The organism is Pseudoalteromonas sp. S1612, assembly GCF_005887175.1.
GTDB classification, from domain to species: domain Bacteria; phylum Pseudomonadota; class Gammaproteobacteria; order Enterobacterales; family Alteromonadaceae; genus Pseudoalteromonas; species Pseudoalteromonas undina.
The window spans coordinates 58,126-78,442 of the sequence record NZ_PNDH01000009.1; the positions used below are offsets into that span (position 1 = coordinate 58,126).

Annotated in this window: 18 protein-coding genes; 4 read left to right on the forward strand and 14 right to left on the reverse strand. The window is 37.7% G+C overall.

Annotated features, from left to right (window positions below):
- Nucleotides 1-8: 8 nt before the first annotated feature.
- The 12 genes from CWB78_RS04225 to tagH all read right to left on the reverse strand — a co-directional run bounded on the left by CWB78_RS04225 (nucleotide 9) and on the right by tagH (nucleotide 15,096).
- Nucleotides 9-788: a type VI secretion system accessory protein TagJ gene (locus CWB78_RS04225; protein WP_138594341.1), complete on the reverse strand. Its 780-nt coding sequence runs from the start codon at nucleotides 786-788 to the stop codon at nucleotides 9-11.
- Between the two features lie 2 nt (nucleotides 789-790).
- Nucleotides 791-2,317 carry a type VI secretion system contractile sheath large subunit gene (gene tssC, locus CWB78_RS04230; RefSeq protein WP_010389374.1) on the reverse strand — a complete coding sequence of 509 codons (1,527 nt, stop codon included), beginning with the start codon at nucleotides 2,315-2,317 and terminating at the stop codon, nucleotides 791-793.
- A 37-nt stretch (nucleotides 2,318-2,354) separates the two neighbouring features.
- A complete protein-coding gene (gene tssC, locus CWB78_RS04235) occupies nucleotides 2,355-3,845 on the reverse strand; it encodes a type VI secretion system contractile sheath large subunit (protein WP_010389377.1) in 1,491 nt (496 codons plus the stop codon).
- Nucleotides 3,842-4,345, reverse strand: a complete 504-nt coding sequence (tssB, locus tag CWB78_RS04240; RefSeq protein ID WP_010389380.1) for a type VI secretion system contractile sheath small subunit — start codon at nucleotides 4,343-4,345, stop codon at nucleotides 3,842-3,844. The genes tssC (CWB78_RS04235) and tssB overlap by 4 nt, the downstream gene beginning before the upstream one ends.
- Nucleotides 4,346-4,360: 15 nt before the next feature.
- A complete protein-coding gene (tssA, locus tag CWB78_RS04245) occupies nucleotides 4,361-5,476 on the reverse strand; it encodes a type VI secretion system protein TssA (RefSeq protein ID WP_138594343.1) in 1,116 nt (371 codons plus the stop codon).
- A 203-nt stretch (nucleotides 5,477-5,679) separates the two neighbouring features.
- Entirely contained in the window at nucleotides 5,680-6,429 is a 750-nt protein-coding gene (locus CWB78_RS04250; protein ID WP_235575556.1) for a PP2C family protein-serine/threonine phosphatase, read from the reverse strand.
- Between the two features lie 40 nt (nucleotides 6,430-6,469).
- On the reverse strand, nucleotides 6,470-7,198 hold the full coding sequence (gene tagF / locus CWB78_RS04255) for a type VI secretion system-associated protein TagF (RefSeq protein ID WP_010389388.1): 729 nt from the start codon (nucleotides 7,196-7,198) through the stop codon (nucleotides 6,470-6,472).
- The gene (gene tssM / locus CWB78_RS04260; RefSeq protein ID WP_010389390.1) at nucleotides 7,180-10,689 is read right to left on the reverse strand and encodes a type VI secretion system membrane subunit TssM; all 3,510 of its coding nucleotides are present in this window, start codon (nucleotides 10,687-10,689) and stop codon (nucleotides 7,180-7,182) included. Before tssM ends, tagF begins: the two co-directional genes overlap by 19 nt.
- A gap of 10 nt (nucleotides 10,690-10,699) precedes the next feature.
- A complete protein-coding gene (gene tssL / locus CWB78_RS04265; protein WP_054201393.1) occupies nucleotides 10,700-11,980 on the reverse strand; it encodes a type VI secretion system protein TssL, long form in 1,281 nt (426 codons plus the stop codon).
- Between the two features lie 22 nt (nucleotides 11,981-12,002).
- On the reverse strand, nucleotides 12,003-13,331 hold the full coding sequence (gene tssK, locus CWB78_RS04270) for a type VI secretion system baseplate subunit TssK (protein ID WP_010389395.1): 1,329 nt from the start codon (nucleotides 13,329-13,331) through the stop codon (nucleotides 12,003-12,005).
- A gap of 16 nt (nucleotides 13,332-13,347) precedes the next feature.
- On the reverse strand, nucleotides 13,348-13,812 hold the full coding sequence (gene tssJ / locus CWB78_RS04275) for a type VI secretion system lipoprotein TssJ (RefSeq protein WP_010389398.1): 465 nt from the start codon (nucleotides 13,810-13,812) through the stop codon (nucleotides 13,348-13,350).
- Between the two features lie 15 nt (nucleotides 13,813-13,827).
- Nucleotides 13,828-15,096 carry a type VI secretion system-associated FHA domain protein TagH gene (tagH, locus tag CWB78_RS04280; protein WP_054201394.1) on the reverse strand — a complete coding sequence of 423 codons (1,269 nt, stop codon included), beginning with the start codon at nucleotides 15,094-15,096 and terminating at the stop codon, nucleotides 13,828-13,830.
- 393 nt (nucleotides 15,097-15,489) lie between these two features.
- Here tagH and CWB78_RS04285 point away from each other — a divergent pair, with 393 nt between their 5' ends.
- Both CWB78_RS04285 and CWB78_RS04290 read left to right on the forward strand, forming a co-directional pair.
- Complete coding sequence (locus CWB78_RS04285; protein WP_075170043.1) at nucleotides 15,490-17,463, forward strand: serine/threonine-protein kinase; 1,974 nt, start codon at nucleotides 15,490-15,492, stop codon at nucleotides 17,461-17,463.
- A gap of 178 nt (nucleotides 17,464-17,641) precedes the next feature.
- Nucleotides 17,642-17,986 carry a PEGA domain-containing protein gene (locus tag CWB78_RS04290; RefSeq protein ID WP_138594345.1) on the forward strand — a complete coding sequence of 115 codons (345 nt, stop codon included), beginning with the start codon at nucleotides 17,642-17,644 and terminating at the stop codon, nucleotides 17,984-17,986.
- A 48-nt stretch (nucleotides 17,987-18,034) separates the two neighbouring features.
- On the opposite strand, the gene CWB78_RS04295 is transcribed toward CWB78_RS04290, so the two are convergent.
- The gene (locus CWB78_RS04295) at nucleotides 18,035-18,394 is read right to left on the reverse strand and encodes a DUF1294 domain-containing protein (protein ID WP_054201396.1); all 360 of its coding nucleotides are present in this window, start codon (nucleotides 18,392-18,394) and stop codon (nucleotides 18,035-18,037) included.
- A 48-nt stretch (nucleotides 18,395-18,442) separates the two neighbouring features.
- On the opposite strand from CWB78_RS04295, the gene CWB78_RS04300 reads away from it, so the two are divergent.
- Entirely contained in the window at nucleotides 18,443-18,973 is a 531-nt protein-coding gene (locus CWB78_RS04300) for a hypothetical protein (RefSeq protein WP_054201397.1), read from the forward strand.
- A gap of 75 nt (nucleotides 18,974-19,048) precedes the next feature.
- On the opposite strand, the gene CWB78_RS04305 is transcribed toward CWB78_RS04300, so the two are convergent.
- A complete protein-coding gene (locus CWB78_RS04305; protein ID WP_054201398.1) occupies nucleotides 19,049-19,591 on the reverse strand; it encodes a carboxymuconolactone decarboxylase family protein in 543 nt (180 codons plus the stop codon).
- Between the two features lie 111 nt (nucleotides 19,592-19,702).
- Between CWB78_RS04305 and CWB78_RS04310 the strand changes: the two genes are divergently transcribed.
- Nucleotides 19,703-20,290 (forward strand): TetR/AcrR family transcriptional regulator, encoded by a 588-nt coding sequence (locus CWB78_RS04310; protein ID WP_010389407.1) that lies wholly within the window; start codon nucleotides 19,703-19,705, stop codon nucleotides 20,288-20,290.
- The last annotated feature ends 27 nt before the right edge of the window (nucleotides 20,291-20,317 follow it).

A 20,317-nucleotide genomic window follows, 5' to 3' on the forward strand; every position in this document is an offset into this window, starting at 1 on the left:
TACTATGCTTACTCAGCTGTTTCTAGGACGTTTATTTTAAGGTTTGGAACAGTGATGGCTTCATCGTTAACAAACAACATTTTCATTCCTTTACCTATAATAAATTCGTCTTGAAGTTCTTCCCAATCAGATACTTGGCCTAGCTTTTCTAGATCTGTATTTGATTTTGCGTAAACTAGTGGCAAGTGAGCCGTACCTGATGGGCCGTCTTTAATAGTAATTTCAACGCGTAACCAAATACCCTCTAATAATGACGTTACAGGTTCTACTTTTAATGTTTCAATTTCATTAAAGTTAGCCAGGTAAAACTCGCCATTCGTGCCTAGCACTTCTAAATAAGGACTTAAGCTATCATCTAAATCTCGAATTGCTGATTGCTCGTCTTCAACACTCTCCAAGCGAAGCGCTTCCATTTGTTGTGCAAGACTGGCTGCTTCAGATGTTTCACCTTCGAGCAAAGCAACATGCATTTTTAAAAACAAGGTATCTAGCTCATTGGCTTCATGAAAAAGTTTAGGAATCCCCTTACCTTGATAAAAATCTACGCGCGATTGCTGGGCACGAATTAAATGTCTAAGGTTAACTGCACCTACAGCAAACTCTGGGTTCTTTTGCACCATAAAGTCGAGTTGTTTGTCTGCTTTTTCAAGCTCGCCATTAATGCAAAGTAATTCAGAATAAATACTTCTAATGTCAAAATTTAAAGGCTCATCTTGCAACTCGGTAGCGCAGCATAATAAAGCATCAGCAAGTTTTCCCTCGCGAATTAAACTGTGTATTTTTTTCATGATTATTCCTTTATTTTATGATGAGGACTGAGCTCTGTTATTAACTTAATACTCGAGACCATTTGGTCTAACTGAAAGTGGGGCTGTAACTGCAAAACCGAAAAGTAATGCCCCGGGTTTGCTTTATTTTCACTTACTTTTATTTTTGCATTACTCAGTGGATATTTGCTTCTGATATGCTCAGACGCGGAATCTGACGCAGTTGTGTAGTTATTTATCCAGGCCTGTAAATCTCTCTCACAGGCCTGTGCAGTGCTATAAGAACCGACACGATCGCGGGCTAATAATTTTAAATAGTGCGCAAAGCGCGATACACACAAAATGTATTGCAACATAGACGATAAGCGCGCATTGATATTGGCAGCACTTGAATCGTAATTTTTTGTTTTTTGAACCGATGCATTACTGTAAAAAACAATATGCTCCGTATTTGTAACCGAAGAAGCTGGGATAAAACCGAGCTCAGAAAATTGCTTTTCAAACTTACTGGTTACTAATAAATCAAGTGGCGGCTTTGCCTCTTTTTGATAGGTATCGTTTGCAAAGCTATCACGAGCAAGCCCTGTTACTAATCCCTTAGAGACTTTGCCTGGCTCTATACCACGAATGTGACCAAACCACCCGCTGTCGCAGTAAGCTCTAATTATTGTTGATACAAATTGATACGCTGCACTGCCCCACAACATATCTGTTTCTGGATTTTTTATTTGTTCTTTGAAGTAAAAATCTTGATGGCGTTTGCCATCATTAACATAAGGCGGCCTAACTAACACATGAGGCAATGTAAAGCCCATGAAGCGGGCTTCTTCCATTTTTCTAAAACTTTGCCATTTTATATATTCAGGCTGTTCAAACTGATTAAATAAATCAGAGTAATAACCTAAATCTGAAAAGCTATCAGCACCAAATAAATTAGCCGATGCCGAACATATAAAAGGAGAAAATGCAGCAGCTGCCGTTCTTGATACCTCTTTTATGGTATCAATATCGTTGTAAATAGTGCCTGCTGAGCAACCATTACTAATTTCGTAATCACCAATTACAATACCAAAAGGCTCGCCTCCGGCACTGTCAAACTCGTTTTGATAAAGTAACTGAAAAAACATACTTTGATCAAAATCAATCGCTTTGTTCACGTCTTTTGAGAGCGTTGACCAATCACAATTGAGCAATTTAACTTTTACTTTTTTTTCTTTGTCTTGTTGCTCTGTTTGTAATAATAACCACCATAGATTACGCCAGCTAGCTTCTAAACGTTGAAAGCTATTAGCATGAATTATGTGGTTGAGTTGCGATGAAATAAGCTGATCGAGTTCAATAATTACACGTTGTAAATAAGGACTTAAAGACTCCTTATTCCAAGAAAGGGGAGAATCAGAAGAGCCTTCAAGCCATAACAATAACGCTTTATCTAGGTTTTTTTCATTTAAAAACCTATCGAGCAAAGCGTCATTATCACTAATTCGAGACTGTGACTTTTGTTGAAAAGTGAAGTCTTGATTTATAAATGAAAACTCTTCGTGATTCATTCTATTGCATCATCCTTAATGCGAGAGAGCGGTATTATTAACCGATCTCTGGGATTTTAGCTACAAGACGTAAAGAAGACGTTAGTTCTTCCATTTGTAACCAAGGTTTCAACCAAGCAACAGCGTTGTAGGCACCAGGTTGACCTGGGATCTCTTTCACAGATACTTTTGCATCTGCAAGAGGGTAACGTGCTCTAATGTCTTGACCACCGCCCTCTGTCGCATTTACATATGACAGGATCCAACGGTTTAACCATGATTCAACGTCTTCAGCTTCCATAAAGCTACCAATCTTGTCACGTGCCATTACTTTTAAGTAATGCGCAAAGCGAGAAGTTGCCATTAAGTATGGTAAACGAGCTGAAATAGCAGCGTTAGCTGTGGCATCAGGCGTTGAGTAAATTTTTGGTTTTTGACAGCTTTGACCGCCAAAGAAAACAGCATAATCAGTATTTTTATAGTGACATAGAGGTAAGAAGCCTAACTGGCTTAACTCTGCCTCACGACGATCTGTAATGCCAATTTCTGTTGGACACTTAAGATCTGGGTCACCATCATCACTAGTAAATATGTGAGTCGGTAAACCTTCCACTTTACCGCCACCCTCAGCACCACGAATAGCAGTACAAAAACCGTATTGAGAAAACGCAGCGGTCATGTTAGTTGCCATAGCGTATGCTGCATTACTCCAACAGTAATCACCATTATCAGTGCTCACTGAACGGCCGTCTTTTGGTTCAACTTCAAACTCTTCGTAGTTGAACTCTTCAACTGGTTTTGACGCTGCACCATATGGTAAACGTGAAAGGAAACGCGGCATAGTAAGTGATACAAAGCGTGAATCATCGCTGTCTCTAAATGAGCGCCATTTAGTGTATTCTAATGATTCAAATACTTTTTCTAAATCACGTGGTTTAGTAAGCTCTTCCCAATTATCAAAACCAAATAAAGACGGTGAAGAGGCAGCAATAAATGGACAGAATCCAGCTGCAGCCACATTAGACATTAAGCTTAATGTTTCAACATCTTCAGGGTGATTAGTAAATTCAAAGTCACCTACGATAGTGCCATATGGTTCACCACCTGGAGTACCAAATTCAGACTCGTAAATTTTCTTGAAGGTTTGGCTTTGATCAAACTCAACAGCTTTACTCAAATCTTTATGTAGCTCTTTTTTCTTCATGTTTAAAACACGAATTTTTAATGTAGAACTTGTTTCAGAGTTCATCACTAAGTGATGTAAACCGCGCCATGAGCCTTCAAGTTTTTGAAACTCATCCGAGTGCATCACCACACTTAGCTGTTTGGATATTTTTTGATCGATTAACTGAATAGCTTCATTAAACGTCACAGTCATGTTTTTATTCCATTGAACTGTGCCTTTTAATGCTTCTTCGGTTAATGTTTTTAGTAACTCTTCAGCACGGCTCGACTCTGTTTGTTTAGTCGCACCAATTGCTTGCTCTAATAGTGAAGAACTTACTTCTGATACCGATTCTGATTCTGTTGCTAATTGTTCAGTGCTCATTTATCAGTCTCCTCTAAGTTAAGTTCTTTAGCCATCGAGTCTAAGCTTGCTGTATTGCTTAATACTTCTTCGAGTACATTTTCAAGCTCTTCTGAACGGTCAATCTTGGTCATCAAGTCACGCAGCTTGTTGCGCGTTTCCATCAATTTGCGTAAAGGTTCTACTTGGTTTACAACCGCAGCAGGCTCGAAATCGTCAATCGACTTAAAGTTCAAGTTAACTTCAAACTGAGAACCATCATCCGTTAATGTATTGTCTACTTTTAAACGCAGAGAAGGACTCATACGTTTTAAAACATCATTAAAGTTATCACGATCAATTTGAATAAAACGTCTATCTTTTAGTGGTTTAAGTGCTTCTGTGTTATCACCAGAAAAATCACCCATTACACCTACTACAAAGGGTAATTCTTTTTTTACTGCCGCGCCCTCAGTTTCCACATCATAAGTGATATGTACTCTTGGTTTACGAACTCGTTTTAACTTATCATGGATACTCATTGAGAACTCCTTTTACTATGTTTCAGTTTCGCTGATCTTAATGCCAGACAACTTAAAGTATCCAGTCCTAGCATCACTATCTGTAATTAACTCATTTAATAACTCAGGTAGCGATAATTCGCTCCATCGAATAACTTGTTCTATCGTGTAAGACATTGGTGAATGAGGTTCAGTCTTTCTGAAAAATGTCGCAATTTCTTGAAGTTTTTTTATTGCGTTTTCTCTCGAATCAATCTCATCACTGACACGCTTTTTAGGTTGCGCTGCGTCTGCTTCACTCGCATCTTCAACCGCTTCCTCTTCAGGCTCAGCATTTGCCTTATCTAATGCAATTTGTGCTGCTTCAAGTTTATCTGCTGCAACATGGTTTACCGCAGCTAAGCTCACTTCTAATGCTTGTTTAATATTAGACGTAGGTTGCGGCTCACCCGTTACCTCGTCCATAACCTCACTCAAAGCGGCAAACTTTTCTATCGCGTCTTCAATATCATTTTTTAAAGATACAAAAAACTCGGTACTAGTTTCGGCTGCACTTTTTTCAAGCTGTTCAAAATCAACGGCACCTTGGGTTATCTTCTTTTCGCGTTTTTCATCACTTAAACGTGAAATGTCATAACCTTGCTGATATTCCCAAAAAGAAAAAGGATCCATACTGACACTGTCTGTCATGTATATACTTTTAATTGGAATAATTAACGTACCTTCACCAGCACTGCCATTTAAGCCAACTAATGCAGACACTTTGTCTGAAATTTCATCACCGTCATCAAGTGTTGGATAAAGTGACTCAAAATGATGTTCCAAAAGGTGCTTAGCAACACTAAAACCAAACGCAATGCCTTTAAAGCCATGAACGCGGCACAAGCTTTCAATTAGCCATGCTAGGTATTCTATATCTTTACTTTCGGTTTTAATTGCCTCACTACATTGCTCAAGTAACGGAATCCAATCTCGAGAAAGCGAAGCAATTCCTTCTTCATCGACTAACGCATTTCTTTCAGCCGCACGAAGTTGGTTTCTTAAATCTTTTAAGGCGTAGTAAGTAGACGTTGGAGAGACATCTGAGCGCGGATCACTACCTGCAAACTCAGTATCTGAAATAGGGGAAATATACTCTTCAAATAAAAACATTCCATTGTCCTAAATATTATCCATATTCTCTAAAGCTTAGAGCGTGAATAATATTACATTCTTTAAATTAAATTACAAGCTTCAGCGCCATTGTGCCGATAAGCTGGCTAATGTTATTTTATAAATAATTGAAATAACAGTTTTTTTGTTCCTGATATATTTACAATTTTTTTTCTTAAATATACTAAAACAGGCTTAATCAGCTACTTAGTGAACAATGGAATCGTTGCCTCATCTTGTATATTGCAAGATTGTATCGATTGATTGGCATCTACATCATCATATTTCACTAAAATACAAGTCACATTATCTTTAGCACCTCTGACTAACGAGGAGTGCATTAAAGCCATTCCTGAATCAATAATACTACTGGGCTCTAATGACAAACATATGTCTTCATCTGATAATTCACCGGTAAGGCCATCTGAACACAGTAAAAAGATGTCGCCTTTGTTTATCTCACCCTCAATTACATCAACTTTCACTTCATCCATTACCCCTACAGCACGGGTAATAACGTTAGATAATGGGTGGCTTTTAGCTTCTTCAACAGAGATCATTCCCTCGTCGATTAAGTCATTAACTTGACTATGATCTCGAGAAACTTGCGTTAGTTTGCCATTACGTAATAAGTAGGCTCTGCTATCACCAGCCCATAATATGTAATAGCGCTCATTCTTAACAAACAAAGCTGTTACTGTACTGCCAGCTGTTTTATTGCTTAAATATTCAGCGCTATACTGAGTTAGTTGCTTATTTGCATCTTCTATAGCGCTAACAATATGACTTACGGTCAAGTCCTCTAACCTCAGCTTTTCAACAGTAGTTCTAATCACATCAACCACTAATTGACTAGCAACTTCACCCGCTTCATGCCCGCCCATACCGTCAGCTACGACCCATAAGTTATGGCTGTTAATTTCCACGTGCGCATCTTCATTTAGCTGCCTCACTGCACCTCTATGAGTTATGGCATAACTTGTACTTAAATTACTAATCACTATTCTTTACCTGTGTGTAGTTCCATTCCCAATGCTTCCAACGTCCATCGAGCATAGCGGCTACTTGATTAACTGGCGGTAAAGCTGACGTGATCAGTACCATCGGTTTTATATTACAAGAACCATGTGTCCACCAAACACTATAATCACCATACTTTTTATGTAAAATCGCATGCATGGCATCTTGTAAAATATGATCGCTTAACTCTGTACCTGAAAACTCTAGTGCGACTGCTTGTTTGTTTTTATCTTTTGAATTGGCATAACTTACTTGCTTTTTATTTGCAGCAACTTCACTTAATGTACTGGCTAGTTCTTTTCGCCAAGAGAACAAATCCACAGAGCCATCAAGTACTTTAAGAACAGCATCTTCGTACTCTAATGAAAAAACACCAGAATGAAGCACATCAACCGGAGCAATATGAGTTGCACGAGTTACTGTTAGTGGATAGTGCCTGCCTACTGCATCCATACTGGGCAATAACGTACCCATAATGCCAGTATCACCCACAATATTGGGGCTTAAGGCAAAGTGCCAAACAGGGCCTGTTAGGTAGCTTTCTTGCCAAACATCACCAAGTTGCTCTTTGCTCACAGCAATGGCAGCTTGTAACCATTGCTCCCAATGCTCTGAAAACTCTTTAGTTACGTTATCTTGAACAAAGTCGCCTAAACAAGGCACCTTGCCAAGATAACCAATATCTACAATCGGGTCGGACATGAAAACTTCTCTACACTGCTGTTCCAAAACGGATGCCTGATTGAGCTAGGCAGTAATTCTACTTTTGCATTGTTCCCCATCAAAGAGAAATGTAACTCTAGATCTTGACGGGTTTTGCTGCGCTTTTCACTGAGCTCATCTAGCATTCGATAAAGTGACCACTCGCCTTGATAAGTCGTGTTAATTGAACGCCCACCGTTTGGCGGTGTAAACACAACGCGAGTTTTACTTTGGCCACTGGCGCCAGGCCATACAAAGTTTGTAACTTTGAGTGGACCATGACGGTAAATCATTGACTGGCCATCAATTTCAATCATTAAACTAGATACCGTTTTATCTAAATTAAAAGTACGTAAGCCAAACTCAATTCGGGGTGTGTCACTACCACGTTCAAAAAATGCGGTTTGAATTTTGAAAGCGTGCTCAAACATTTTTAAGGTGTTATTGCTAATACCAATATCTTTTTCAAATTTCCACGGGCTAGAGCTCATGTCCACACTCGGAGCTACATAGCTATTAAAAAAGTTATCTATGGTGCCATTGGGGCCAAAGAAGCGAGTAAAGTCTTTAATGCTGACTTCTTTTTCTGCCTGCGGAGCAAATGGGTAACGCCCCACAATTGCCGCGTTATACTCGCGCAACACTTTGCTTTTCCAAATTTCATTTAAATGTCTGTTAGCACTATTTTTGGTGATGTTGCTAGTATCTCTACTTATATCAAGCAACCAACTATTAAACGGATAAGGCAAATCACTACTTTGGTACTCTAATTGGCGAATAAAACTCGGTTTACTCTTGCCACTTATTTGATCTTTAATTGAGTATTTAAGCTGATCACCTCTATCGAGTTTAGTTAGATAAATATTCAACTCTCTTAAGTTTTTCTGAATATTATCAAGCTGCTGAATGTCTATATCGATAATATCTTCAAACGCCTCTTCGACTTGATAGCCCGGTAGCTGTACCTCAAACTTAGGCGCTTCGTCAGGTAAGAAGCGTTTGATTCGATTTGCTTTCGTTTGCATCGCAACTTTAGCTGCATTAGCCGCAATATCCCCTGCGACTTTTTGATTTTCAGAAACAGGTAGCTTAGTTAGTTGAACATTCTTTTTAACTGCATTGATGATATTTTTTATTGGCGCTTCTGAGCCTGCTAATACATCAGTAATATTCACACCCTCAGCAGGTGAGCTGTATTGATTAAGACTCAAGTCATCTAAAAACGACTGCCAATAATAGATATAATCTTGAAAGTAACGTTGCTCTAGCTTCTTTTCTATCTCTGCTTTAGAAATATCATACGTGCCAGAGGCTTCTTGACCATACACCCAGCTACTGGCCATTAAGTTGCCAAGCATTTTTCCTTTTTCAATATTAAAAATGCCATGAAAACCGTTAAAAGTGTATAGCCCCGGAATACTGCGCGTTAAATCACCATTATTACGAAAAGTAAATTTTTGCGCACTTTCAAAGCTAATAATATCGGTTAATCTGAAAGGCGGAATACTGCTATCAAGAAAATCAGCTTGAAGTCGCTGGTATGCTCTTTCTGCAATCGGTAGTTTAGTGAGTTCTGCACGAGCTACGCGAACCGCCTGATTATCTATTTCGGTTTGTGTTACGCCCTCTTTTAACAACGCAGCAATATGATTCATCAACTCATTACGCGTCTGCATGTTCAAATCACCAGGCAAATTTCTATCTAAATATGCACTAAACCAAACGGAAATATCTTCACTTTCAAAATATTCAGGTTTAAATAGCATTAAGTAGCATCTGAGCGTTTCATATAAATAGCTAAGATGCTCTGGGTGAGCCTCCATTTCCTTTATTAACGTGTTTGCAATGAAGGGCTCTAAATAGGTTTGCAAAGAACGTTTGTAAGCATTAGCAGAAGACTCTTTAATTTCAGTAAGCTTATTAAAGCCAACTGAAGATGCATCTTCAGGATCAATTAACTGAGCATTGGTTGCTGGCAAGTTTCTTAATGCATTTAGTCTGTCATTTAGTACCAGTAGATTATTTCTATCAAAAGAAGATGAGTCTAGTTCTTGGTACGTGGCAACTGCTTCATCTGTTGCATCAATTAAGTTGCTATTCCACGCAAAGCTGAAATACCAAGAAATTGAAAAACCGAACAAAGCAATACACGCAAGTGACACACTAGCAATTCGAAGCCACTTATTCTGTTTATCATGGTGTTTGTTAGTGCTTGCTAAGTTTTGCTCAGGGAAAATAACGCTCTCTAAAACGTTTTTAATAAAAAAGCTTTTAGATTGGTTTATGTAATCGGTTTTATCTGCACTTGCATCATTTAAAAAGCTCGAAGGGGTACCCTCTTGAGTGGCGCTGGTTAGATACACGCCTCTAAACATAGGTAACTCTTCATAAGCGTTAGGAGTAAAAATCTCTTTCAAGAAGTCATCAGCAACGCCTTGTAACACACGTAATTGTCTGGGGAACTCAAAGATTTTAGCTCGAATAGCTTCATTACGTTCATTGATCAATCGACGGTTTAACATCTCTGTAAGTTTAGAAATTAAAGCGTGGAATTCTTTATTGAATGCATCGACTTGGGTATCTTTGTCTAAATCAAGCTCAAAGGTGATCCCCCAAACTTGCTCACATTCTTCCTCAGTAAGTTCGCCAAAGAACTCTCTGAATCCTTCAATTAAATCTACTTTAGAAAAAATAACATAGACGGGAAATGTCATACCAAGCTGGTTTTGTAATTCTTGAAGGCGTTGTTTTATAGCACGCGCATGAAGATTTCGCTCAGTTTTGGTCTGACTCATAAGTTCAGAAATCCCCATACTGATCATTACCCCATTTATAGGGCGTAATGGGCGATGCTTTCTTAATAAGCCGAGAAAGCCTTCCCATGCTCTAGAGTCGTGTTTAGCGTGGCTACTTTGCGTTGTGTAACGCCCTGCAGTGTCGATTAATACCGCTTTATTGGTAAACCACCAATCACAATTGCGCGTACCACCAACACCATGTACTAAATCAACCCCAAGCTTATCCTTTAATGGGTAATCTAGGCCTGAGTTATGAATAACCGTTGTTTTACCTGCGCCAGGTGGACCAATCATAATATACCAAGGCAATTGGTATATATTTTTACCTTTAAATAGTTTTACGTCTTTGAGTAAATCTATGGCTTCATTCATTCTGGTTTTTAGAGTGGTTATTTCTTCGTTAACTTCACTACTGTTTGCATCGTTATTATCTATTAACTCATCTGCCATTTTTTCATCACGTTTGCTTTGCTGCATAAGGCGATAAATTTTGGTTACTGAAAAAACGAGTACTATCAATAAAATAGTTAATAGTCTTGCTGCGACACCTGCAAGCGGAACATAATCGGCCACTGCAATTAAAGGACCACCAAACCAAATTAATAATGATAAGGCTAAAAAACCGATAATTAACATAGCGGTTCGAGACGTTAGTGCGTAGGTTATTTTCTTAAATTTTTGTGAGAAACTCATTACAGCCTCATTAAAATAATAGATCGATTTCAATTCTGCGGTTTAACGACCGAGAAGCTGAATCTGAATTGCTGGCGATAGGCTCTGCTGCGCCCTTTCCTTCTGGCCATAGACGACCGCTCAAGTTGGTGCTTTTAGCCATTAAATTAGCAACTTGTGTTGCTCTGGCTAAAGATAGATGCCAATTAGAAGGGTACGTATCAGTACTAATTGGTAAATCATCTGTATGACCTGTTATGAGGACTCGCCCTTTAGTTCCTTCTAGGCTTAACGCTAACTTTTCTAAAATAGGCTGGAATGAAGGGAGAAGTTGCGCGTCTCCTTGCTTAAACAAGTTTTCACTGTTGATTGTAATGCGGATCCCATCGGAGGTTTTAGCAACGGCAACAATCCCCATTTTAATTTCTGTTTGCAACAACTGTTCAAGGACACGTAATTGCTGATCTTTTTTATCAACCGTCTGGTTGACTGCTAAGGGGTGAATACCAGCTAGCTTTTCATTAATCGCAACAACATCATTATTTAGTTTCATATTTATTGATAAATAAATCATCAATAATATTAGCCCCAATACAGAAAATATGACCCATAGCGGAACTTGATTTCTCAGTTCAACACCGGCTGCTACTCTTTGCTTCCAGTTTGGAGACAGCTTGTTGTTAATTGGCCCATTAAGTTGGTTTAATAAATGATAAAGTTGTGAACGATATTCTTCGATTTTTGTATCACCACCGGCACCTAGACGGTATTTACCTTTAAACCCTAAATTTAAGCAGTGATATTGCAACTCTAAAAATTGTTGATTTCTTTCTGGTTGACCTAAGCCTGAATCAAGTAACGTATAAAAATATTCACCGCCAAATGTTTCTTTATGAAAAGTAGAAAGTAGACTTTCATCTGCCCATTCCATTGAACTCCACTTTGAGTTCAATACAGACTCATCAAGAATGGCACACAAACAATAGCGCGAATTATTGATCACTTCTTTTGATAAGTGCTGATTGCGAACTTCCACTTCAAATCGTTTGATTGCCTCAACACAACGATGTTTAAGCGCTGCGAGGTTGCTCATTTCAAGCGATTGATTAATTGAAATTACAAGAGAAAAACAATCGGTTGCTGCTTCTAACAAAGGATTTTTAAATATCGATACTTTGTTACTACCTAATGGCTTTGAAGAAGGTGGCTCGACCGACATCACTGTTTTATCAGCATCATTTTGTGCCGGATTACTACTTGGCGTATTTCGCCCTAATCGACCTGGGCGAGGTTTGATAATGGTTTCGTCCATTGAAACTCTTCCTTTTAAAAAGTTAAGTTCTTATCGCCCAAAGGCTTAGTTGTAGCTCTGGGTAATTTCCTGAGAGGTGAATAGCAATTCCCCCGCTGGAACGTAATTTATCCCAATGTTCACCATGCCTATTTAATTCAAAATAATGAAAACCAGCATGATAAGGAATTTGTCTTGGTGCTGTTGGTAAATTGCTAATCGTAATACCTGGAATTTGGTTATTTACCAGATCTCGAATAGTTTCTACACTGCCAATTTTTATTTGCGAAGGCAGAATTTTTCTTAATTCTTCATGTGGCACACTTGCTTTGATTGCTAAAACAAATTGAGCTGAATTGAGAATTGACTTGTCTTTTAACGCACCAAAAGAAATACCAAATTTACTTTGCTCAAGTTTAATTTCAGTTGCTGTTTGCTCAATAACATGGCTTAACGATTGGTATAAAAAGTTAACCACTTCATTAAATACCTGTCCTAAATTAGTATGATCATAATTAGGTAATTTAGGTACCCTCTTATTAGCTGTGCTGAAAGTTGACAACTCGCCCGCAAGCTCAATTAAACGACTATAAAATACATTAGGGTGTAAGCTATTGACACTAAGCAAGTTATTAAATATCGCATCATACTTATTTAGTGTTTGCAGCATGATAAAATCTGCAACTGAGGTACTCCCTGCATAGCCTTGACTGAGCCTAGCGGCTATACTTTCAGCGCGCTGCTTAATCATTGAGCCAATTTCTCTGACCAGCCCTGATAAAGGTTTGCATTGCCCTACTTTTAAAGAAGGAGGAATATACTTAGCATCTAACTTTATTTGCCCTTCACTACTCACATCTATAATTCTAGCTAAAGGTAATACGATATAGCCTGAATGATCATCAGAAGACAGCATCAATTTGCTATACACTTTCGCAACTTGAATAATTTCCTGAGATTGTGCCCCTAATAAATCATCACTCACTGACAAGTCATTAAGCTTATACCGAGTAACGGTGTTATCGTCGGCTGAAGATATATTAATCCCGCTATTTTTTAGCGCAGGGATAGCAAGATAAACAATCTCATCAAAAACATCTTTATTAACCACTAGCGGTTCAGGTAATGATGTTGATTGAGGCATATCTATTGGTAATAAATCTGGAGTGATTGCTGATAATGCGTCTACAGCAAACTGCCCGCTGTTAAGCAATTCATTATCAATACTTATATCGATTATTCCCCACGGATCAGCAAGATTGCCACTGCATACTTGCTTGATAACATTAGAAATATATTTATCTGCTTGTTGAAAGTGCTGAGGTCTTAAAAACATTCCTTCAGTCCAAGCAACACGAGTGTTATCACCCATTTTTAAAAATCCTTTTTTATTGCTCTCTCATGTATGTCGCAATTGCTTCTACATTAACATTGATATCGTCATAGCCGGTAGGGTCAACTTCTATAACCGCTCTCCACCTTGCTTGATCTATATTTCTATAAGCAACAACAACCCCAACGTAACGAGTATTACGATTAAGGCTCATTTTATATTGTTGTATTGAGTCAGGCTGAAGTTCTAATTCATCTTTTTTTAATAAGTCAGGTCCGAGGATTTTTTCTGGTGTGTCGTACAAGCTAAAAAAGTCCTGCGTGTCAAAAATAGTTCTTGAGCTAAGCTCAAAAATTTTCATTACCACTGGAGAAGGACGTTCTGACGTATCTGGATTAACATTTTTAGATACATTAATGATCAGATCGGTAGAAGGAGGTACGATTTTATTCATCGTAGTACATCCCATAACCAAAAATAGTAAACTAAAACTCAATAAGTAGAGCTTAACTTTGTACATTATTTACTTTCCTTTCTAGTGCGTTTCTTTGATTCGATCGTTATATGCCTTTAAAAAATCATCAGACATTGCCATGGCGCCTTTAGTGTTCACTTCCTGAGAAATATCATCATATAAACTTTGATATAACTTCCAGCATTTAGACTCTATTTGACCAGGGATAATTTTTAACACGTTAGAATTATCGTTTGCCTGTTGATTAATTTGCATGGGAGAAACCTGCGATAACATCCCTTTTAACACACCATCTGCACCAGCGAGTAAAGCATGCTCATGCTTACGTGTGTCTATAAAGCTTTCTTTAATAGATTCATTCGAAGACAGAAAGCTTGCACTATTTTTTATGAACAAGTTCTGAATAACGTCATCAATATTGGCAGAAAATTTTAATGGATTGTTTTGTTCAGCCTGAAACATCGTATGATTCAATCTTAATTTGTTTTTTACAATCGCGCGTTGACGTAAAGATTCCATAAGCTCAGTGAGTAATAAATTAAGCCCTTGGCCCATTTCAAACCACAGTTTTTCATTATCTAACGAATTTTTAAGCTCATCTTTAATCCCTAACCCTTTTAAAAACGCATCAGATAACGCCTTGTCATTTTGAACTACGTTCTTTATTGGTGCAGACTGTTTGTCAGGTTTGTGCTCATTAGCGTGGCTATTTGAACGAGGAGGTTCTTGAATAGGCGCAGGAGTATCAACAGGTGCTGATGAATTGCTAACATTATTGCCAATGTCAAAGTCATCGGTATTCATAAGGCGCGTTAATTCATCCCAGTCTTCAGGAATATGATTATCTGTTGTTTGTTGCGCAGTCACTGATATCTCAGGCATCGACTCATTCATAATCGAGTCATCGAATGAAGGTATAGACTGCTCAGCCGGTTGAGAGTTTTGCGTAGCGAAAGTATCTACTGATTGAAAATGACTTGGAGCAGAACTACTCACATCAGCTTGTTGATCTGATGTTAGCACTACATTGACTTGAAAATCGCCGATGGTTAATACGTCACTGTCTGACAAACGTTGTTTGTTGCCTTGACCAAGCGGCGCTACAGCAAAGTTAATAAATAATCCATTAGTTGAATTATCGTATACGTAAAAAGAGTCACCTTCTTTTTCTATTATACCGTGTTTACTTGAGATTATTTTTTCGGGATCGGGTAAATGCCAATCGCACGCTTCAGAGCGACCAAAAGTTAATGAATCTGTTACAGTTTTAGTGGCTTCTATTTCAGGCGAAAGTCTGTGATAACTAGTGATGTTTAGTATCAGTTCCATTTGATAAGTCAGTCCCTTATATCATTATTGTGAACAGGATAAAGTAGAAGCGAAACTATTGTCAACATTGAAATTAACACAAGAAAATATTGCGCTCTTGATTTTGTCTCTAAAACAAGATGTTTGATAAACACATTACACAGCGATGAAAGATTTTACCGTAATGCTTTATAACTAGGCCAAAAACAGCCTGTTTAGAGACCCCTTCTAGCTTTAAACCGACTTTTTCAATATATAGTAAGGGAAATTTACCAACAACAATATGTCACTCAGGCATTGCTATAATTGTATATTTTTGTAAAATACATACTCATATCAGAGGGAAAATTGATAGATAAGCAGAGAATATTTACCTTTGTAATTATTTAACTTAACACAATAAAAGGATTTTTTATGAGTAGTACTAATGATCACAACGATAAAACTCAGATTGCTTCCCTAGACTCAAACACAAAAAAAACGTCAAACATTCGCAAGCAAAACCTACTTGGCAAAAAAATATCTGGCCGCTACTTAATTGAAGAGCTGATTGGCCAAGGCGGTATGTGCTACATTTATCGGGCGCGCGATACTTTTTTAGAAAGCAGTAATCGCTCAGAAGCAACGGTAGCAATTAAAGTACTTCAGGAAGAATTTTCAAGCTCTGAAGAAGCTATTTCATTACTAAAAGATGAAACAGCAAAAACACAGCAACTTTCCCACCCAAGTATTGTAAAAGTGTACTCAGCAGATTCTGATGGCGATTTATATTATGTCACTATGGAGTTAATTGAAGGGGAAACACTGGAACAAATTATTAAACGTAATAAACCCTCAGGTTTAGCGTTTAAAAAAGCAAAAATTATTTTAGAGCAATTAACCAATGCGCTAATTTATGCCCACTCGCGGGGCGTAATTCATAACGACCTTAAGCCCTCAAATATTATTTTTGACTCTAACGGCAACCTTAAGGTGCTTGACTTTGGTATTGCCAAACACAAAAGCTTAGACGATCAATACGCTGTAAAAAATGACAGTGAACTGGCAACTATTGGCGGCTACACCCCAACATATGCAAGTCCTGAGCAATTAAAGGGTAGTGAAGCATCAGTAAAAGACGATGTTTTTTCTTTTGCCTGTATTGCCTATGAACTACTCAGTAGTAAACACCCATTTAACCGTGTTGCTGCAGACAAAGTACCTAAAAATACAACAGTGAAAAAACCAAGTAACTGCCCTATTCTTTTGTGGAACAATTTAAATAAAGCATTAGTTTTAAATGCGAATCAAAGGCTTGAATCATTAGAGCCCATTTTAAAAAGTCTCACAACAAACTTAAAGCCAGCCATTTTTGCAAGCGTCGCCAGTATCGCCATTATTGGTTTAATTGCGCAAAATTATTACTCAAGCTCAGATAATACAAAACAATTACAGGCACAACTCGATAATGCCAAAGCGATTAACCAACAGGTAGAAGCGTGGATGTCTTGGCAGGGGCCAACTATTTTAAACAAACTTGAACAAATTCCACCACAATATGAAGTGCTTAAACAAGGGTTACTAAGATCAAACCAGCAAAGCATATTAGAGAGCTTTAATGATGAAGCTAATCAGTTTAATAATATTGCAGGTCGTAAATTTAAAGATTTCGATAAAATCATAGCCGTCTACTCTGATGCATTAGATTATTACCCTGATTCAGAAAAACTATCGATGCAATTAGAAAGTGTACTTAGAGAACGCCAATCAATTATTTTTGATATTACAGCCAGAATCGATTTATTACTTGAACAGTCGCGTTATAACGAAGAGCAGCCCAATAGTATTGCTCACTTAGTTTCAGACTTAAAAGAAGTTGATAAAACTTACCGTTATCAGCCAACAGATCTTCACCTTGATAATTTCACTGTTGCGTTAAATACCGCTATAGAAAGTGACGATGTGATCACCCAAAAAGTTCTCTTAAACGTGGGTAAAATCGTTTTTACAAACAACAAAAAAGCGGATGAGTTACTAGCAAATTTAATGCAGCGAGAGTCTGCTATTAATGCATTAACTGCGTATCAGCAAAAGATTAATTTAGGCGAACAAGCCGACTTTCCGCGTGCCGATGCAGTGGTGTTTTATGGTCCTAAGTTTCAGCGTTTCTCGGCTCAATTAGAAACAATAGAAGATCATAAAGCGTTAATGGAGTTTGAAGAGTTTATTAAGTCTGAATCAACAGCATTACCGAATGACTTCTCACTTTTAGTCTCGTTGAGAAAAGAATTATCGAGACGTTACATCAGCACAGCTAACGATTTAATGAAAAAAAGAATGTATAAAGCTGCTGAGCGCTTAGTTGAAAAAAGTGAAGCGATTACTCAGTCTTTAGATAATATGCTTTAAAAAGAGCATATGTTTATTGCTCAAAAATAGCACAGCGGTGATTGAATAACGATTACATAGCTATTAGACTAAAATCAAAATACAGATAACAAAGTCAAGGACGACGAGTGCATTCATATCATCATACACTCCGCCAAGATTTTACATATTTAGAGTTTTTATAATTAATGGAGTACCTATGAAAAAATTAAGCTTACTAGCTGCAGCCCTCATACTCTCAGGCTGTTCAGCAACATCTAAAACCAGCAAAACTGAAGATGTCGTTATTGAGCCAACCCCTCAAGTGAGCGAAGAAAGTGCACCAATATCACTTACGGTTATTACTAACCCAGCTGATTCTAGAGTACGGATAATGAATATAGTGCCTGTATATCAAGATGCAATTGAACTAGATGCTGGTAAATATGATATTGAAGTAAGTAAAGCGGGCTATGTAACTTATAGAAAATGGGTAACGGTTGATAAAAAAACCATTTTAACTATAGAGCTCGATGAAAAACAGTTAAGCCAATCAGCGCAATAGACTGTTTAAAAAAGTGAAATGCCTTTAATGAATAAAGGCATTTAAACATTAATAATAAACATACCATGCATAACTACCCAAGCTTAAATTCACCGCTATACACAGCCACAATATCACTATAAATACACGCTTTTGTGACTTATGCCTTAAAGTCTGCTGCGCTATAAGTGCACCAGGCCATCCTCCCAATAGAGCACAGAGATGTAAATGTCGTTCAGGTATACGACTTACTTGCTTGCGATTCGACTGTACTGCTTTTCGTTTGTCCCACGCATAATATAAAAATGTAATACCACTGAGTAGTGAAATATATATCGGTACGAACATCTCAATTTTATGATTTAAATAAGCAAGCCATAGTAAAGCTATAAACACGCTCGAAAATATAATTAAGGTACTTTTTATCAAAAAATAATCGCCTATAATAAGAATAATAAATAAACACTCGGGTTAATTATGACATATTTAAAGGCCGCGATGCTGCTGTTATCGCTATCTATATTTAGCACTCTAGCGAATAATAAAACAGAGTCACTAGCACCAGAACTTGCGATTTTCACGCCCTACTTAGGCACTTGGCAAGCTGATTTTAATACCGAAAAAGGTGAGCCAAACATTCAAGATGTGAGTAAATGGCAGCGCGTACTCAATGGTAAAGCCATTCGTACTACACACTCTATTAATGAGGGTGAGTATGGAGGGGAATCAATGATTTTCTATGATCGTAAAAAACAGTCACTTGTTTTCTATTATTTCACAACAGCTGGCTTTTATACTAAAGGCGTCATGAAAGTACTGAGCCCAACACAATTTGTGGCCTATGAAGATGTTACAGGTAGCCAAGAAGGGATCACTAAAGTGAAATCAACCAGTGAATTTAAAGACCAACAGTTTGTTGTTTCTACCTCTTATTTAAAAAAAGGTGAATGGACTAAACCAGAAGTTCGCACTTACTATCGCAGTAATAAAGACGTTAAATTTAAATAAACAGCTTCATCTTTATATAAAAATTATTTAGCCATTAAATCGATATAACTTAATGGCTAAATAGTGGCTAACCTATCATTTTACAAATTTCTTAAACGCATCATCCACTGGCGTATCTGCAAGATGATTGGTGTAATTACTCATCACCTTTTGCGCAAGACCCAATACAATTTCTAAAAGCTGTTGCTTTGTATAGCCAGCGGCAAAAAACTTATCCTGCTGTGACTGGCTTAGCACACCTCGTTCGCGTGTCATCTCAAGGGTTGTTTCACGAAGAACTTCAAGTTTTACATCCTCCAGTGGCGTTTTATTAACTAGCGCATCAACAATACCTTGATCAACTCTCATTGAAGCGGCAATTGCGCTGTGTGCTGGTACACAGTAATGGCATTCGTGCTCAACATTAATTGACTGCCATACCACTGTTAGCTCTTCTGCGTTAAACGATGTTTTTTGAAATAGCTCATGCAGTACTTGGTAGCCTTTAAGTAAGGTTGGCGCCTCAGCCATTACAGCATGAAGGTTGGGTAACATACCAAAAGCAGCAATAGAGTCTGCCAATAGAGGTTGTGCTTCTTCTGATGCATTTTCTTGTGTGTATAGGGTAAATTCGGCCATCACTAACTCCAATTAAAAATAGTTTTAAGTAACATCGAGACACATACTATTTGATTTTGAGCGATCGCTCAAGTTAAAGTTGAACAGTTGCTCAACTTAATAGAAACTATCATGGCCAATAAAGTTAAATTTGAACGCGAGCAAGTTGTTTATGCCGCTAGTCAATTATTCTGGGAGAAGGGCTTTCATGCTACATCTACCCGCGATTTACAAGATGCAATTAATATGCGTCCAGGCAGCATTTATGCGGCATTTGGCTCTAAGGAAGGTTTATATTGTGAAGCGATAAAAAATTATGCCAAGCAAATGCAAAGCTTAATAGATGAACGTTTAGTATCATGCAGCAGTATTCTTGAAGCACTGCAAGACTTTGTAGAATATGTTGTTATTTCCTCACAAAGTCATACTCCAAGTTCTATCTGCATGTTAGTTAAGGCAAATAATGAGTTTGTTGATAAAGACAGCTATCTTTATCAAATCAGCGTAGAGCTGATGATAGACTTTGAACATTACCTTACTGAACTATTTACAAACGCTATAGCTAATAAAGAGCTCAGTGGAAATACCTCGGCTATAGATTATGCTCGTTTTTTCCAAATACAATTTACTGGCTTACGTAGTTATTTTAATCGACCAAATGTAGAAAAGTTGGCCAAACCAATGATCGAAAACATGTTTTCACTCATGAAGAGTCTTTAGCTTAAAATAAAAAGGCAGCTAATAAAG

Excerpts from the sequence above, each read along its gene's own strand:
- CWB78_RS04225 (WP_138594341.1), bottom strand. The coding sequence starts at position 788 with ATGAAAAAAATACACAGTTTAATTCGCGAGGGAAAACTTGCTGATGCT.
- tssC (WP_010389374.1), bottom strand. The coding sequence starts at position 2,317 with ATGAATCACGAAGAGTTTTCATTTATAAATCAAGACTTCACTTTTCAA.
- tssC (WP_010389377.1), bottom strand. The coding sequence starts at position 3,845 with ATGAGCACTGAACAATTAGCAACAGAATCAGAATCGGTATCAGAAGTA.
- tssB (WP_010389380.1), bottom strand. The coding sequence starts at position 4,345 with ATGAGTATCCATGATAAGTTAAAACGAGTTCGTAAACCAAGAGTACAT.
- tssA (WP_138594343.1), bottom strand. The coding sequence starts at position 5,476 with ATGTTTTTATTTGAAGAGTATATTTCCCCTATTTCAGATACTGAGTTT.
- tagF (WP_010389388.1), bottom strand. The coding sequence starts at position 7,198 with ATGTCCGACCCGATTGTAGATATTGGTTATCTTGGCAAGGTGCCTTGT.
- tssM (WP_010389390.1), bottom strand. The coding sequence starts at position 10,689 with ATGAGTTTCTCACAAAAATTTAAGAAAATAACCTACGCACTAACGTCT.
- tssL (WP_054201393.1), bottom strand. The coding sequence starts at position 11,980 with ATGGACGAAACCATTATCAAACCTCGCCCAGGTCGATTAGGGCGAAAT.
- tssK (WP_010389395.1), bottom strand. The coding sequence starts at position 13,331 with ATGGGTGATAACACTCGTGTTGCTTGGACTGAAGGAATGTTTTTAAGA.
- tssJ (WP_010389398.1), bottom strand. The coding sequence starts at position 13,812 with ATGTACAAAGTTAAGCTCTACTTATTGAGTTTTAGTTTACTATTTTTG.
- tagH (WP_054201394.1), bottom strand. The coding sequence starts at position 15,096 with ATGGAACTGATACTAAACATCACTAGTTATCACAGACTTTCGCCTGAA.
- CWB78_RS04285 (WP_075170043.1), top strand. The coding sequence starts at position 15,490 with ATGAGTAGTACTAATGATCACAACGATAAAACTCAGATTGCTTCCCTA.
- CWB78_RS04290 (WP_138594345.1), top strand. The coding sequence starts at position 17,642 with ATGAAAAAATTAAGCTTACTAGCTGCAGCCCTCATACTCTCAGGCTGT.
- CWB78_RS04300 (WP_054201397.1), top strand. The coding sequence starts at position 18,443 with ATGACATATTTAAAGGCCGCGATGCTGCTGTTATCGCTATCTATATTT.
- CWB78_RS04305 (WP_054201398.1), bottom strand. The coding sequence starts at position 19,591 with ATGGCCGAATTTACCCTATACACACAAGAAAATGCATCAGAAGAAGCA.
- CWB78_RS04310 (WP_010389407.1), top strand. The coding sequence starts at position 19,703 with ATGGCCAATAAAGTTAAATTTGAACGCGAGCAAGTTGTTTATGCCGCT.